Genomic DNA, 13460 nt, shown 5'->3' on the forward strand with positions numbered 1-13460 from the left:
CGCCAAGCCCTGGGCGATGGTAATGGCAGCTTGCTGCGCGTAGCAAGGGTCACGATCAGGCCAGAGCAGGCGCTTTGTGCAGGGCTTGGCGCTCAAGCTCGCGCATAGCCAGCCTCCCGTTGACTGCGCACGGCCAGGACAAAAACGGTGTCGACTTCAGGCGCATAGACGTATAGCGCCAGATAGCCACGCGAAGAACGCCCGATCACCAGTTCGCGCTGGTCACCATTGACCGCTCGGCCAATCAGCGGGTTATGTTCCAGGACGCTGATCGCGGCGATGATTTCGCGCAAATGCGACGCGGGGTCGGCGCCCGCGTAGCTGGCGAGATGATCAAGGATTCGCTCGAAGTCGTCGCCGACCTCCGGCGCGAGTTCGATGCGTGACATTCTTGGCCCGCTAGCCTGCCAGCTTGCGAGCTGCCGGGCGCTTCAGCGTATTGCCGGCCAGGCGGTCTTCAAGATAGGCGCGCATTTCCTGCCAGGGAATGGCCTGGCCCGAAGCCAGGATGCGCGCATGGCGCTCATCGGCCAGCGCAGCGAAATCAGCGCGCAGTTCGGCCGCTGCCGCCTTCTCGGCGATGGCTTCGAGAATGAAGCCATGCGCGCTGGTGCCGGCGCGCTCGGCCGCCGCCACAACACGGGCTTTCAGATCGTCTGGCAAGCGAATCGTCGTCGTGGACATGCTTGTCTCCTGTCGAATCAGAGGTCTGAGCCAACTGTAGCACATTCGTGCTACAGAACCTTTCCAGCTTGCTCCCTCGGCGGCCTATCGGCTCTCGCTTCGATCATCCTTGCCATCGCTCACCAGCAAGGTCTCGCCACCCCCTGCCAGGCCGTAGATCTGCGGCTGGTACATGTCTTCGGCGTAGGTCGGTGGTAGCACGAAGCGCCCCGGCGTAACGACGCGCACGCGGTAGAAGAAATGCATCTTGCCGGAAAGTCTGGCGGCGACGACGAAACGATCGTCGCGGAACTCGACATGCTGGATGCTGTTGTGCTGCATTGCCTGGCGTGGATCGACGCCATCGATGGTGATCACCGCCTGCTCGCCCTGGACGATGTTGGTGTTCTCGATTTCGAGACCGGCCGGGATGTAGTCGACGACCAGGCCGTTGACGTAGCGTCCGGCGCTGTTCACCTGCAGGCGAACGATCGCCGTTTCGCCGACGCGCAGTGGACGCTCGCCGAGCGGCTTGCCGTCGGCCGAGAACCAGTCGCGGCGAAGATCGAAGTCCGTGCGGCGTGCGGAGGGCATGCTCAGCGGGTTGCCGGCGAAGTTGAGCTCGGCGACGAGGGGGGCGTGGCCGGGGTTCCTGATCGTCACTCCTGTCGCCAGTTGCTCGGTCGCCAAAGGAAGGTACTGCGTTCCCTGGCCACCGATCATTTGCGCCTCGCCTGCCGACAGAAATTCGCCGCGCCATTCCCTGGCCGTGTCGGTAGCGAAGCTGCGCCCGAGGAGGAACAGCGCCATCTGTTCCTGCGTGCTGTAGCTGCGGTGGCTGAGCATTTCGCCGGCGACCTGGGCAAGCAGGTCCTCGCGTCCAGCCGGCGTCAACCCATGCTTGTCGAGCAGCACGTAGATCAGCGCCCAGTCGCGCAGATTGCTGCCGTAGTCGCCCCACCAGGCGCCGTGTGGGCCGGCACGCCGCTTGAGCAGGCCGGCGGCGATGGCGCTGTTCGCGCGTGCCTCGTCGCCCATCAGCTTGAGCGCCAGGCCAAGCTGGACCAGGGCCAGCCCGGACGGTGCGGCGGCTTGCGCGTCGGCCAGCTGGCGCAGTGTCGACAGCGGCGCCTTGCCCTGGCGCGCGAGGACGTAGGCGCCGTAGGCGAGCACCGCGAAACGGCCGGAGCCGGCGTAACGGGGGTCGTTCCAGACCGAGTTCTCGTTGTAGGTGACGGTGCCTGTCGGCAAGCCGGCAAGGCCTTCCTGCAGGCCCTTGAGGAGGAAGCCGAGAGCGCGTTTCTCGACTTCGGGCGGCACGTTGAAGCCCTGTTCGCGCGCGTCAATCAGGAAGTTGCTGACGTAGGCCGACAACCAGTACTGGTACTCGGAGAGGTTTCCCCACAGGCTGAAGCCACCGTTTGGCGCCTGCATGCCGGCCAGCCGGGCGATGGCCTTGTCGAGCATCGCAGCACGCTGGGCCTGGGTGAAGGGCTGGAGCGCGAACTTCCGCGCCGCCGCCGCGTCGATGAAGACGTGCGGATAGGCGCTGCTGGTCGTCTGCTCGGCGCAGCCGTAGGGGTAGCGCAGCAAGCCCTGCACGGCGTTGCGCACGTCGATCGGCGGCTGGTTCGAGATGGCCAGCGTCGCGGCCACCGTTTGCCGCAGGAAACCGCCCAGCTCGGCGTCGCGGACTTCGATGCTTTCGCCGGGAGCGATGGAGAGCCGCTTGATCACCGTCTGGCGTGGGGTCGGCGCCTGCACCTGTAGCGGGAAGCGGCGATTGATCTTGACGCGCGGGCTGTCGACGCGCACCTGTATCTCGGTCAGGCCAAGGGCGCTACCGGCCTCGATCGGGATGCGCAGGGTCCGCTTCTGCTGATCCTGGAGCCAGAATTCTTGCTCGCCATCCTGGATCAGCAGGCCGTCGCTGTTGCTGACTGCGAGGCTGATCTGCTGCGCGCTGCCGGCCAGGTTCTGCACATCGAGTGCCAGCACGGCGCGGTCACCGACCGAGAGGAAGCGCGGCGTCGCCAGTTCGACGATCAGCGGCGCGGCGACGGTGACTTCGGCTTCCTGCCAGCCGAAGCGCTCGCCGCTGGCGGCGACGGCCATCAGCCGCAAGCTGCCGTTGAAATCGGGGACCGGCAGCGAAACCTCCGCCTGGCCATTTTCGTCGAGCATGACCGGGCCGCTGAAGAGGTCGACCAGGCGTACTTTCTTGGGCAGGCTGCGCGTTGGCTGCGGCCCGGCGTCGCCGCCAAACTTGAGCTTGCCCCGGTCGCCGGCCATCTTCTCGATGACCCGGCCGTAAATGTCGTAGGCGTCGGCACCGTAACGCAGCTTGGCAAAGAAGAAAGCGAAGGGATCCGGGCTGGCGAAACGGGTGATGTTGAGGATGCCTTCATCGACCGCTGACAGGGTCAGCAAGGTCTTTTGCCCCTTGGCCTCGGGAACGCTGATCTTCACCTTCAGTGGCTGTTCGGGTTCCACCTTTGGCGCGGTTTCGAGGTTCACCGCCAGTTTGCGGCTGTCGCGGTCGAGTGGCAGGTGCAGCAGGCCGAGGGCCCGGGCCGGGGTCACTTTTTCGTCCTTGCCGCCGGGACGCAAGACCATCACCGCGACGTAAAGGTCATGCCGTTCCCAGGCCTTGTCGATGGGGATGGCGATGCTCCCGCCGTCGGCGCCGATCGTCAAGCGGCGTGCCCACAGTCCACGCTCGCCTTCGACGGTGACCAGCGCTTCGCCGGCGTGCGGCGGGGTGATGGTCAGGCGCGCCGTTTCACCGGCCAGGTAGGCGGGCTTTTCGAGTTTGAGCGTCACCCGGTCGGGGCGGACGCCCTGCGTCTCGTCGTCCTTGGCCGACCAGCCGGCGTAGAAGCGGAAGCGCGTCGTCTGGCCGGTTTCGGGGTCGAAAACTTCGACGCGGTAGCGACCGTACTTGACCGGCAGGCTCAGCATGCCGCGTCCGCCAGCGGGCACCGAGACCTGCGTCGTGGCCACCAGTTCATTGCCTTCGGTGAAACCCGAATGCCAGCCACGCTGGTCGTCGAAGCGCCAGTAGTAGTGCCTGTCCTCGCGGAAAAGCCGTACCGGCAGTGCCGCTCCGGCGAGCAGGGCGGCGTCGGCATTGGTGCGCACGACTTCGAATTCGGCCGGTGCGCCCTCGCGCGCGTAGTCGCCGACGAACATCGGCCGCAGTCCGACCAGGACCGGTGCCGGCCAGAAGACGCGTTCGATGCTGCGGATCACCGGCCGGCCGCCGCTTTCGAGCAGGCTCAGCGTGGCGCGCACGGTGAACGGCGAATGCCGCGCGACGATCGTCGCCAGGTCGACTTCGATGCTCGCCTGGCCCTTGTCGTCCATGCTCGTTTCCGGCAGCTCGCTACGCGACTTGACGCTGTCTTCGTCGGCATCGCCGAAGACGAATCCCGGCAGCTTCTGCGCCAGCGGATTGCGGTTGCGTGCGCTGCTCACCGCGCCGACCAGCTGGTTTCCGGCAGCCGCGGCACCGTACAGGTAACGGCCGCTGACGTCGACCTGCCAGGTAGCCGAGGCTTCGCTCAAGTGATCGCTGGCGGTGCTCAGTTCGAGCTTCATTCTCTCCGGCAGGAATTCCTCGACCGCGAAAGCCATGCTGGTGCTGGCCATCCTGGCCGCCGGGTCGGCGCGCAGTTCGAGTTGCCAGGAACCGGTGGCGGCGTCGACCGGCAGTTCGATGGCGCGCTGGTAGTAGCCGGCGAAGGCCGGGTCGGGTTGCCAGGTGGCCGTCCACTGGGCCTTTCCGTCGGGGCGGCGAAGAATGGCCTGGATCGGTTGTGGGGGGACGGGATGGCCGTCGGCATCGCGGGCCAGAACCGAGACTTCGAAGTGCTCACCCGGCCGGTAGAGGTTGCGACCGCTGTAGGCAAAAAGGCGCAGCGGTACGTAGGGCATGCCGGCGATATCGAATTCGGCGAGGTCGAGCGCCGCTTCGCGCAGCGTGATCAGCGACATCTGCTCGCCTTCTCTGGCCATCAGCACGCGCGCGCCGGCCGGTTTCTCGGCAAAGCTGACGCGGCCGTCAGCGTCGCTCTCGGCACGTGCCAGGGTCTTGCCCTGTTTGTCCACCCAGCTCACGTCGACGCCCGCGCGCGCCTTGCCGTCGGTCAGCGAACTGATGTAGGCATCTGCGCCACTGGCGTACTGGCGCAGATGCAGGCCGAGATCGCTGACGTAGAAGTAGGTCGTCTGGTAGTCGCCGCGGAAACGATTCGGTTGCGACATCACCGCCACGTAGACCCCGGGTTCGCGGAGCGCCGGAATGCTCTCGACCGGGATGAAGGTGACGCGGCGGCGATCGGCTTGCTGTTCGGTCAGAAAGCGGCCGACGAAGGCGCTGCTCGTCAGCTTGTGCAGCTGATCGAGATCCCAGTAGCTGACGGCTCCCTTGAGGCGCGTGCCACGCTTGTAATAGTCGTGGCCGTCATCGGCATCAACATCGTCGTCGCGAGCCTGCTCGCTGCTGGTCGCTCCCTGGGCGACGACTTTTTCGAGGAAGCGAGCCAGTTGATCGGGCTTGACCTTGAGGAACTGGATGTCCACTTCCGGCACGTTGACCGTGGTCACCGGCAGGCCGCCGTTCTGCGCTGCCGGCAAAACCATGCCGCGGCTGGCAAAGTAGAAGGCCGGCGGAACAGCTGCGGTAACAATCGAGAAGCGCGCTTCCTGGTCGAGCTTGCTGCCGTTGCTGGCCGGCAAACCGGGCTGGACGCGTACCACGTAGCGTACCTGCGGCTTGATGCGTGGGAAGAACAGCAGGTGTGGGTTTTCGCCGACGACCCAGGCGCCGGCAACCGGCTTGCCGCCTTCGAGTTCGGTATCCTGCGGCGCGGTGCTGGTGGTGGTTTGCGCAGAGCGGTCGTCGTCCCCTGCGTCGTCCGCAGCGGCATCGTCCACGCTGCCGTCGTCGCGCGCCGGGCGGGCTTCCGTCGCGGCAGGCATTTCCAGAACCTGCACGAACTTGTCGTAGTTGCGCTTGCTATCGAGGGGCAGGCTGAACGACAGGGCCAGCGCCGGCGAGCCGTCGAGTTCGCGATGCGTGCCGTCGACCACCTCGAAGTGCACGCCAGCCGTTGCCGCGTCATCCCTGTCTTTGTCTGGCGAATGGCCGATGGCCAGAAAGATTGAAATCGCCGCAATCGCGGCTGCGACAATCGCCAGCATTTGCGCCTGGCCAAGCTGTCGCCAGCCTTGTCCGCCGCCCTGTTCCGCCTGTCGTCCGATCTGCATGGCTTTCTCCAGAGGCAAGTTCTCCAGGGATTCTAGCAGGCAGCCGCTGCGCGGTGGCGAGGTCCACGGCAAAGAGCGGCGAGCGCAAGGCTCCGCGCTTGGCCGTGCCGGGGGACGCTCAGCTCAGTTTCGGGCTTCGCCAAGCGCGCAGTCGACCTGAAAGAGCTCGCGGTCTTCAAGGCGAATGGCGGTCAGATGGCGGCCCCAGAGGCAACCTGAATCGAGGGCCAGCAGATTGGCTTCGATTTTCAGCCCGAGCGCTGACCAGTGACCGGTGACCAGCACGTCGTCGGCGCTGCGTTGGTTGGGAAGCTCGAACCACGGCATCAGCCCGGCCGGGGCGCTGCTGAGCTCGCCCTTGGTCTTGAAATCCATGATCCCCTCCGAGGTGCAGAAGCGCATGCGGGTCATGGCATTGACGATGACTCGCAAGCGCGGCCATCCTTCCAGATCGTCCGACCACGCGGCGGGTTCGCTGCCCCACATATTGGCCATGAAATCGAGGTAGGTCGGGCCGGCCAGTACTGCCTCGACCTCCGCCGCCAGCTCGCGAGCCCTGTCCGTGGTCCATTGCGGCAGCAGTCCGGCATGCACCAGGCAGAACGGACCTTCGCGGTGACACAGCGGGCGATGGCGCAGCCAGCCCATCAATTCCTCGCAGTCGGGCGCGTCAAGGATGTCGTCGAGCGTGTCACCCTTGTTGCGCCGGTCGAAGCCCGCGGCGGCCATCAACAGGTAGAGGTCGTGATTGCCGAGAACGGTGGTTGCGGCAGCGCCCAGGTCACGCACGAAGCGCAGGGTTTCCAATGAGCGCGGGCCGCGGTTGACCAGGTCGCCGACAAACCACACGCGGTCTCGCGCCGGGTTGAAGCGGCATTTTTCCAGCAGCTGCTGTAGCGAGTCGAAGCAGCCCTGGATATCGCCGATTGCGTAAGTTGCCATGATCGTCCGTCAGGTCCTGGCGCACTGCTGCTGCCAGCGCCAGGCATCGCTGCACATCTCGTCGATGCCTCGCCGCGCTTGCCATCCCAACAGCTCTGCGGCGAGCGCCGGATCGGCGTAGCAGGCGCCGATGTCGCCGGGCCGCCGCGGCACCAGTACGTAGGGTATCGGGCGTCCACTGGCGGCTGCAAAGGCGCGCACCATGTCCAGCACCGAGTAGCCGCAACCGGTGCCGAGATTGACCGTCAGCAGGCCACCCTTGGTGAGCAGATAGTCAAGAGCTGCCAGATGGCCGTCGACGAGATCCATGACGTGAATGTAGTCGCGCACGCCGGTGCCGTCGGGCGTCGGATAGTCGTTGCCAAAAACACTCAGTTGCCGGCGTTCGCCTGCCGCCACCTGTGCCACGTAGGGCAGGAGGTTGTTCGGAGTGCCACTCGGTTCCTCGCCGATCAAGCCGCTGGCGTGCGCGCCGACGGGATTGAAATAACGCAGGCGCGCGATCCGCCACTCCGCATCGGCCTGCGTCAGGTCGGCCAGAATGTCTTCGATCATTAGCTTGCTGGCGCCGTAGGGGTTGGTCGTCGAGCGCGGAAAATCTTCCCGGATGGGCACCGACGCCGGGTCGCCATAGACCGTCGCCGAGGAGCTGAAGATCAGCGTTTTCACCGCGCTTTCGGCCATCACTTCGCAGAGGCTGATCGTGCCCCCGACATTGCAGTCGTAGTAACGCAAGGGTTGAGCGACCGATTCTCCGACCGCTTTCAAGCCGGCGAAATGAATCACCGCGTCGATCGGCGAGGCGGCAAATACCCGCCGCAAGAGGGCTCGGTCGCGGACATCGCCCTCGAAAAAGACCGGCCGCTGGCCGGTAATCCGAGCAACGCGATCGAGAACTTCGGGGCGACTGTTGGACAGATCATCGACGACGATCACGCCATGGCCTGCCGCCAGTAAGGCGACGCAGGCGTGCGAGCCGATATAGCCGCTACCTCCCGTTACCAGGATATTCATTCTTAGCCTCACATGAATGCGCTTTCGAGCGCGTGGCCAGCGCTGTGCTGCGCGATCAGGCTCTCGTCGGGCTCGCTTTCGCGGCCCTCGCGCCGCGACAAGCGTGCGCTATTGGTCCCGGATTCGCTGGCTCAACTTTTTCGCACTTCTGCCCATGCTGACGCAGCGCCAGGGGCGAAAACGGGGTAGCGGGGAATAGTAACAGGCACACAGGCAACAGACACGCAGACAAATCTTGCGGCAATTTCGAGCATTTCAAAGCCATTCCCAGCATTTCCCACTGGCATCGGGAACGGCACAACAGCGCGGACTGTTCGCCGACAACTCCGGCCGCAAGCGGGCGCGGAGTGCCGGCATCAAGCGGCGCTGCGCGCCCTGCTAGCGAGCCACGAGAAACTCGTCCCGATGCCGACCCTGCCCCTCAAGGCTGGTCAGCCAGTTTGGCGCCTTGCCGCGACCTGACCAGGTTTCACCATTCGGCCCGCGAAACTTGACGGCGACCGTGGTGCGTATTTTTCCAGCCACGACGCCGAGGCCTTTGAAGCCACAATCGGCGGCTGTCAAACCATAGTCGGCAATCAGTTCCTTGGCCTGGGCGATCGCCGCCGACACTTCCGAGCGCCGCGCTTCGGCGATCTGCTGTTCCAAGGAATCACGCTGTTCCAATAACTCTTTGTAAGTCGCCATACTTATCTCCTGGGGTAAAAATGTGTTATCAAAAAAAGCAATTGAAACAGGCTGCGAGCCACCCATCAAGGGAAAATCTCACAAACCCGGGGTTACTCTCTGCCGGTCGGAAGGCCGGCTACAGAGGAGGTCGTGCAGGTAAGTCATTTGCTCACCGCCTTGCTTTGCCCGGTACACCACCATCACCGCTGCAGCCAGGCACCGCTGCGGCGGAAGCGGACCCCAAGCGCTTGGGGTCAAAAGTTGCAGTCTGTTCTCTCAGCGTTATCGCTCCGCAATTCCGCGCAATTGGCGATAGCAGCCACCATGAAAAATCAGGGGGTCACTCGCTTCGCCGCGGGCAAAACGCTGCACCCGGCCGAGAAAGACGAGGTGGTCACCGCCTGGGTGCTGCATTTCGTTGACACATTCGAACCAGGCCGAGCAGCCTTCGATGAGCGGTATGCCAGCGATGCCACGGCTCGTCGCCACGCCGTCGAAACGATTGCTATTGTCCGGGGAGGCGAAGCAGTCGGAGAGGTCTTGCTGATTGGCCGTTAGCACGTTGACCGCGTAGTGCGTTGCACGACGGAAGGCTTCAAGCCTTGGCGAGTGAGCCGACAGGCTCCAGATAATCAGGGGGGGGTCCAGAGAAACCGAGTTGAAGGAGTTGATGGTCACGCCCATCGCCTGTCCATCCTCGGTCAGCGCCGTAAGTACGGTAACCCCGGTTGCAAAGCTGCCGAGCGCATCGCGGAAGTCACGGCAGACAAGATCTCTGGTCGCCAGTGCGCGGCCCGTGTCGCAGGTCTCGCACGGTAGAGGCTCGGCGAGCGCGGTAATGGACGTCGGACATGCCTGGGAATCGAAGCGCTGGGGCATCAGGGGGCGCCGATGCGTGTTCGAGGCATGCTGAAATTCGTGGTCGGCAGGAAGATTCGTGAGGTCCTCAATGGCAGAAAAAACACTGGGCGTTGGCGTTGATTTCATCGCCGGATTTGACACTCTCGATATTATGGTTGCTGCAGGCACGATCATGTCCGATGCCGGCAATAATACTAGGGACAGGATTATCCTCGTGTAGCCTTTCTGTGTCGACATAATTCTGGCCCTGGCTCACAGGAAAAGTCTACGGCATCGGCTGGGCAGAACTTCATGGCTTGTCGCTGATAACCTCTGGAAAGAGCGCAGTAGCCCGTTTTAATTGGGAAATCCGCTCAGCACTCGGGGGTATCTCTCGCCTTCGCGCGATTCTCTGCTGGCATTTCAGGCGCCTCTGGGTGCCGGGCGCCGCGCTGAGCGATAGGAGCGCGAAGGAAGTCCTCGCACGCAGCCGGGCGGGCCGGTTTGTGCACGACAAGACAGCGCGAAAAAGAGGAGAATCGCTAGCTTTCTGAGAGGAGCCTCCACTTGATCCGTGCCGCTGATTTTCCCATCCGTCGGGGACGCCGCCTGGCGTCGCTAGCCGCCCCTGCGGCTGGCGAATCGATGCGCGTCGCCCTGGGACTGGGACTGGGACTGGGACTGGGACTGGGAGCGCTGATCCATGGCTGACTCTCTGGATGCGGCGCAGCGCGGTTTCGCGCGCCGCATCATCATCTGGCAGGAAGGGCATGGCCGCCACGATTTGCCCTGGCAGAAAACACGAGACCCGTATCGGATTTGGTTATCTGAAATCATGCTGCAGCAAACGCAAGTGCAGACGGTGCTTCCCTATTACGCGCGTTTTCTGATGCGTTTCCCGACTCTGGAAGTGCTTGCTGCTGCGCCGCTCGAGAGCGTCCTCGAACTATGGTCGGGGCTCGGTTACTACGCGCGCGCGCGCCATCTTCACCGTTGCGCGCAAGTCATCGCCGCGGGCGACGGGACGCTGTCGGCAGATCCCGAAGGAAACGCACGCTTGCCGGGGATCGGGCGCTCGACAGCTGCCGCGATCAGCGTTTTTGCCTTTGGTCGCCGGGCGGCCATTCTCGACGGCAATGTTAAACGCGTGCTGGCCCGTTGTTTCGCTGCCAAAGCAGCGGCCACTGCCGCGCAAGATGAACGCCAGATGTGGGCCCTCGCTGAATCACTGTTGCCGGCCAGCAGTATCGAGAGCTATAGCCAGGGCATGATGGACCTGGGGGCGACGGTGTGCTCTCGCCACAAGCCGCAATGTGAGCTTTGTCCGCTCCGCGAGATCTGTCTCGCCTGCCGTGACGGTCGGCAGGCCGAACTGCCGCGGCGGCGAGTGAAACGTGCACCAGCGCAACGGCTGAGCAGCCTGCTGCTGCTCAGCGACGGTCGGCGCATCCTGCTCGAACGCCGGCCGCCTATCGGCATCTGGGGTGGACTGCTGAGCCTGCCCGAAGGCAGCGGCGATTCGGCGGCTGTTTTCGCCGAGCGCCACGGCTGTCGTCTGCTGAGTAGCCGGGAACTGACGCCCATCGAACACAGCTTCACCCATTTCCGCTTGACCATGCAGGTGTTGCACTGCCAGGTGGAGGCGATCGGCCTGCAGGCCAATCAAGCCCCGCTGCAATGGTTGCCGGTCGATGAAGTCGTCGCGGCGGCCTTGCCGGCGCCGATCAAGAGGCTGCTGCTGGCGCTGGGGATGCGCGACGCACCGTCGATCGAGGAAGCGAGCGTCGCCGATGATGAGGCGCACACCACCCGGTCGGAAAGCTGACCGGGTGATTACATTTCTGTAATAGGCCGCCCAGCGGCGTCGCAAGCAGGCACAATCTCGCGCAATGACTGGGCAGCGGACGACGCACATGAAGATACTGATTGTCGAAGATGAGCCAAAGACTGGCGACTATTTGCGCAAGGGTTTGCTTGAGGCGGGTTTCGTTGTCGATCTTGCACGTGATGGTCTCGATGGTCTGCACCTGGCACTGAGTGGCGATTACGATCTGATCGTGCTCGATGTGATGCTGCCTTCGCTGGACGGCTGGGGCGTCCTGACAACGGTGCGCCGTAGCGGTCACGAAACGCCGGTACTCTTTCTCACCGCCCGCGACGGCGTGGAAGACCGGGTGCGTGGGCTGGAACTGGGCGCGGACGATTACCTCGTCAAGCCCTTTGCCTTTTCCGAGTTGCTTGCCCGCGTGCGCACCCTGCTCAGGCGCGGCCGTTCGCAGGAAGTCGAGATGCTGCGCGCCGCAGATCTGGAGTTGGATCTCTTGCGCCGTCGCGTCAGCCGCGCGGGCGTACGCATCGATCTCACGGCCAAGGAATTCGCGCTGCTCGAGCTGCTCTTACGCCGCCAGGGGCAGGTCTTGCCGCGCTCCCTGATTGCCTCACAAGTGTGGGACATGAACTTCGACAGCGACACTAACGTGATCGACGTCGCGGTGCGTCGCTTGCGTGTAAAAGTGGATGAACCCTTCGAACCGAAGCTGATCCGCACCGTGCGTGGTATGGGCTACGTGCTCGAAATTCCGGCAGCTCTCTGAACGTGCGGGCGTGGCCGAGGTCACTGACCACCCGTCTGGCGCTGCTCTTCGCGCTGCTGACGGCGACCTTGTTGCTGGTTGTCGTGCTGGTGCAGGGGAGCGCCGTCGAAAGCCATATGCGCGAGCTTGACGATCATGAGCTCACTGGCAAGGTGACGCTCATCAAGAACGTCCTGCATGATGCCGAACCGTCCGCATCCCTGTCACGTCGGCTTGACGACGCTTTTATCGGGCACGACATGTTGGCGGTGGTACTGCGCGACGCCGAGGGCAGCGTCGTCTATGCACTGCGTCCGGAGTTCTTCGGCGAACGACAATTGGCCGCTGACTCAGTGCTGGATGTCACCACGACATGGGAAAAAGGCGGGGAAAAAGGCGGGGAAAAGGGCAGCGACGAGAGCAGCAAACAATACCTTGGGCTGGAGACTCTCGTCGAAGCGCTCGATTCCGGCTCCAGGCCGACTCGCTTGCGCGCGCTGGTCGGACTCGATGTCTCGCATCACCTGCGCTTCCTCGAAGAGGTACGCAAGCGCCTGTGGATCGACATTTTCTTCGCTGCGATCATCGCGGCTTTGTTCGCCTGGTTCGCGGCACACCGCGGACTCGCCCCCTTACGGCGAGTAACCGCTACCGCCCGCGGCCTGTCGGCAGAATGTCTCGGCGAGCGCCTTCCCGAGCGCGACGCACCGAATGAGGTTCGCGACTTGGTGATCGCTTTCAACGGCATGCTCGAGCGACTGGAATCCTCATTTCGCCGCTTGTCCGATTTCTCGGCCGATATCGCCCATGAGTTGCGCACGCCGGTCTCGAACCTGATGACCCAGACCGAGGTCGCCTTGTCGCACACCCGGAGTCCGGACGAGTACCGCGACGTTCTTGCTTCCAACCTGGAAGAGTACGAGCGCATTGCACGCATGGTCAGCGACATGCTGTTTCTTGCCCAGGCTGAAAACGGGCATCTGCTGCACTCGTCCGAAGCGGTCAATCTGGCCGATGAGGCGCGGGCACTGATTGACTTCTACGAAGCGCTGGCCGAGGAGAAAGGCGTGCAGATCGTCCTTGCGGGAGAGGCGAGCATTACTGCTGACCGTTCGATGATGCGTCGTGCACTGTCCAACCTGTTGTCGAATGCTCTTCGTCATACCCCGTCAGGAAGTATCGTCGAGATTTCGATTAGCAGTCAGGCCTGCTTGGCGATGCTGGCCGTGAAGAACCACGGCGATACGATTCCGTCCGATCAGCTGGCGCGGATTTTCGAGCGCTTCCATCGTGCAAGTCCCGAGCGACACCGACACGGTGAGGGCGCCGGCCTTGGGCTGGCCATCACGCGCAGCATTGTCGAGGCGCACGGCGGTCAGCTCAAGGTGACGTCCGCGGCCGGCGTAACCACCTTCACGCTGCATTTGCCGCTAGTGTAAGCTTGCGCGTAGTGTGGAACACAGGCATTCCAGACATGACAAGGGCTGC

The 13460-nt window shown here is 63.8% G+C and carries 11 protein-coding genes; 4 read left to right on the forward strand and 7 right to left on the reverse strand.

The window, feature by feature from the left end:
* Positions 1-92 precede the first annotated feature (92 nt).
* From QZ648_RS20320 to QZ648_RS20350, 7 genes are all read right to left on the reverse strand, one after another.
* The gene (locus tag QZ648_RS20320) at positions 93-389 is read right to left on the reverse strand and encodes a type II toxin-antitoxin system RelE/ParE family toxin (RefSeq protein ID WP_291998130.1); all 297 of its coding nucleotides are present in this window, start codon (positions 387-389) and stop codon (positions 93-95) included.
* Positions 390-399: 10 nt separating this feature from the next.
* Positions 400-684, reverse strand: a complete 285-nt coding sequence (locus QZ648_RS20325; RefSeq protein ID WP_169067364.1) for a ribbon-helix-helix protein, CopG family — start codon at positions 682-684, stop codon at positions 400-402.
* 84 nt (positions 685-768) lie between these two features.
* Complete coding sequence (locus tag QZ648_RS20330) at positions 769-5934, reverse strand: MG2 domain-containing protein (protein ID WP_291998131.1); 5166 nt, start codon at positions 5932-5934, stop codon at positions 769-771.
* A gap of 123 nt (positions 5935-6057) precedes the next feature.
* Positions 6058-6876, reverse strand: coding sequence for a symmetrical bis(5'-nucleosyl)-tetraphosphatase (locus tag QZ648_RS20335; protein WP_169067365.1), 819 nt, complete (start codon positions 6874-6876; stop codon positions 6058-6060).
* Between the two features lie 9 nt (positions 6877-6885).
* A complete protein-coding gene (gene galE / locus QZ648_RS20340; protein ID WP_291998132.1) occupies positions 6886-7890 on the reverse strand; it encodes a UDP-glucose 4-epimerase GalE in 1005 nt (334 codons plus the stop codon).
* 378 nt (positions 7891-8268) lie between these two features.
* On the reverse strand, positions 8269-8577 hold the full coding sequence (locus tag QZ648_RS20345; RefSeq protein WP_169067416.1) for an H-NS histone family protein: 309 nt from the start codon (positions 8575-8577) through the stop codon (positions 8269-8271).
* A gap of 264 nt (positions 8578-8841) precedes the next feature.
* Complete coding sequence (locus QZ648_RS20350; RefSeq protein WP_291998133.1) at positions 8842-9594, reverse strand: flavin reductase family protein; 753 nt, start codon at positions 9592-9594, stop codon at positions 8842-8844.
* Positions 9595-9966: 372 nt separating this feature from the next.
* Here QZ648_RS20350 and QZ648_RS20355 point away from each other — a divergent pair, with 372 nt between their 5' ends.
* The 4 genes from QZ648_RS20355 to QZ648_RS20370 all read left to right on the forward strand — a co-directional run bounded on the left by QZ648_RS20355 (position 9967) and on the right by QZ648_RS20370 (position 13411).
* The gene (locus QZ648_RS20355) at positions 9967-10110 is read left to right on the forward strand and encodes a hypothetical protein (RefSeq protein ID WP_169067367.1); all 144 of its coding nucleotides are present in this window, start codon (positions 9967-9969) and stop codon (positions 10108-10110) included.
* Complete coding sequence (mutY, locus tag QZ648_RS20360; RefSeq protein WP_169067368.1) at positions 10103-11224, forward strand: A/G-specific adenine glycosylase; 1122 nt, start codon at positions 10103-10105, stop codon at positions 11222-11224. The genes QZ648_RS20355 and mutY overlap by 8 nt, the downstream gene beginning before the upstream one ends.
* An 88-nt stretch (positions 11225-11312) precedes the next feature.
* Positions 11313-11993, forward strand: a complete 681-nt coding sequence (locus tag QZ648_RS20365) for a heavy metal response regulator transcription factor (RefSeq protein WP_169067369.1) — start codon at positions 11313-11315, stop codon at positions 11991-11993.
* Positions 11990-13411 carry a heavy metal sensor histidine kinase gene (locus QZ648_RS20370; RefSeq protein ID WP_169067417.1) on the forward strand — a complete coding sequence of 474 codons (1422 nt, stop codon included), beginning with the start codon at positions 11990-11992 and terminating at the stop codon, positions 13409-13411. Before QZ648_RS20365 ends, QZ648_RS20370 begins: the two co-directional genes overlap by 4 nt.
* The last annotated feature ends 49 nt before the right edge of the window (positions 13412-13460 follow it).

Source organism: Candidatus Accumulibacter sp. ACC012, assembly GCF_907163155.1.
In the GTDB taxonomy this organism is placed as follows: Bacteria; Pseudomonadota; Gammaproteobacteria; order Burkholderiales; family Rhodocyclaceae; genus Accumulibacter; species Accumulibacter delftensis.